We start from the raw sequence: 2,377 nt of genomic DNA, 5'->3' as shown, positions 1-2,377 counted from the left end.
CAGCCGTTGGCGGCGAGGGCGTCCAGGATTCGGCCGGCGCGGTCGAGGCCGATGCCGACAGGGTTGACGCCGGCCCGCCTCAGCGCGGCCGCCTGTTTCGGCGTGCAGCGGGTTTGCGAAAGCTTGTCAATCACCGCCCCGGCTTGTTTTTTCGAGTAAGCGGCTGCATCCGCATAAGGGATGCCGAGCTTTACGAGCAGGCCGATTTGCGCGTCGCTGCACCCGCCCCGCCCCTTGCCGGAAGAACTGACGGCCGGGGCGGCGCCGTCGCCGAAGGGGTTGACCGCCCACGACTCGAACGACACATCCGGGCGAATGCCTTCGCGCTCCCGCCATTGCATTTCCAGTTGCCGAAGAAGGCGGGCCTGTTCAAGCAGTTCGTCCACCGGTTTCTTGTTTCGCCGCGATTCGGCCGCCGCCAGTTCGCGCGTGGGCACGTCGTATTGGCCGCCGAGAACGTCGAAGACATTGGCGAGCTTGTGGTTGCTATTGCCGACGAAATCAAGAACGTGGCAGGCGGGCTTCGCGCTGGTCATGATGCCCATTCGCCGATCAAACGCCTCGGGGACGCCATCAACCACGCCGGGCAACGGCCGCAAGCCCCGGCCGAGCATTTGCATGTACATGCTCAGCGATTTCGTCGGCCTCGCCATCGCCACGAGGGAGCAATTGGGGACATCAAAACCCTCGGTGAACACCATGCAATTACTGAGGAATTGAACCCTTCCCTCCGAGAAATCCCGGACGATGCGCAGGCGGGCGGCCCGGTCGGTCTTGCCGTCCACGGCTTGGGCGCAACCGGGCTTGGAGCGGTTGAGGATGGCCGCCAGCAAGTGGGCATGGCGCACCCCGGCGCAGAAGACGAGGCCGGGCTTGTCCCCCGCCTTGGCCAACAACGGGGCGGCGATGGCGTGGAGGGCTTTTTCCTCGGTCAGGATATCTTCCAGCGCGGCGCCGTTGAAATCGGTTTCGCCGAACTCGTTTTTCCGAGTCTTGATATCGTCGTAATGAATTTCCTCGCAGACGATATATTCCTGTTCAACAGGGACCAGCCAGCCATCGTTGACAGCATCCGCTATCGACATTTGATAAGCTTCGGATTGAAACACCGTCCCCAAGGCGGTTCCGTCCGCGCGGTTGGGCGTGGCGGTGATGCCGACGACCTTGAGCGACGGATTGATTTCTCGAAAAAAATCGATGATTTTACGATAGCTGGCGGCGCTTGCGTGGTGGCATTCGTCGATCAGGATCAACCCGAACGGGTGGCGACGGTATTTCTCCAGTCGTCGGTCGGAATACATTGTTTGCACGCTGCCGACGACGCACATGTCGCCGCTATATATCTGGTCGATTTCAACCGTGGATACATTCATTTCCACCGGCGGTCGATAGCCTAATTCACCTTTTAATTTGTCGGCCGCCTGTTCAATTAATTCGCGAGTGTGGGCCAAAAAAAGCGTGTTGCCGCGATCCCATTGAGAGATCAGGCGAGCGGCGTAAACGGTCTTTCCGCAACCGGTGGGGAGGACGACGACGGCGCTGTCGAACGAGCGCAACTTGTCCAGCGTGGCGTCCAGCGCGGCTTGTTGATAGGGGCGAAGCTGCCTCATTCCTCGCCTCCGACGGCGGCGATCCCCGCCTTGTGGCTTCCCTTGGTGACGCGCCCGGTCCCCCGGCAACTGCGGCAATCCGGCTGGGCTTTCCCGGCTTTTTGACAATACGGGCACTCATGCGCCGGGCGGCCGCCGTGCAGGGTTTCCCGTGCCGCCTTCACTTGTGACTGGGCCGACTGCCAGTGGACGCAGAAGGCAAACGGCGACTCTTTCAGATCCGCGATCCGCCGGCCGATGGCGTCCAGGTCTTTGCAAAGTGCGTTGAGGAGGCCGCAAAACTCATCGGCCGGTCCGGCTTCGGGAGTCGCGTCGCGCAGTTCGATTTTCGCCTGCGTCTTCGGGTCGTCGGCCGCGATGACTCGCTTCCGCGCGGGCTTCGGCAAATCCGCAATCTTGGCGGCGGTGTTGGCCGAGAGTTCCCCCTCCTTGACGGCCGGGAGCAGTTCCGGCGCCTTGTTGCGCACCTTGCGAACCTCTTCGATGGTTCGCGTCCCCACCCGCGCCCGCCCGGCCAGTCGGGCCGTCGTCTCCGGGACAGGCTCATCAGGTTTTCCCTTGTTTTCCCGATGAAAACGATTGGACCCGTGGGCGGCGAGCGTCGCCAGCGCCGTGACGGCGGCCGCCCGTTGCGAAGGCGTCAGGTGTCGGCGCAACAGGTCTTCGCGCTCCACCCAGGCGACGATCTCGGCATCCGTCATCTCGCGTGTTTGATACACGGGCGCCACCCCGGCGATGATGGCCGCCAGTTCTCGTCGCCGCCCGCC

At 62.9% G+C, this 2,377-nt stretch carries 1 protein-coding gene and 1 pseudogene; both read right to left on the bottom strand.

What is annotated here, in order from left to right:
• On the bottom strand, positions 1-1,610 hold a 1,610-nt coding region (locus tag BGIM_RS0147710; protein WP_020476628.1), incomplete at its 3' end, for a DEAD/DEAH box helicase.
• A pseudogene (locus BGIM_RS0147705) lies at positions 1,607-2,377 on the bottom strand (hypothetical protein); the annotation flags it as partial. The gene BGIM_RS0147710 and the pseudogene BGIM_RS0147705, both read right to left, overlap by 4 nt.

Source organism: Zavarzinella formosa DSM 19928 (assembly GCF_000255705.1).
Classification (GTDB): domain Bacteria; phylum Planctomycetota; class Planctomycetia; order Gemmatales; family Gemmataceae; genus Zavarzinella; species Zavarzinella formosa.
The sequence above is the reverse complement of the archived record's forward strand: the minus strand, read 5'-3'. Positions and strand labels throughout refer to the sequence as shown.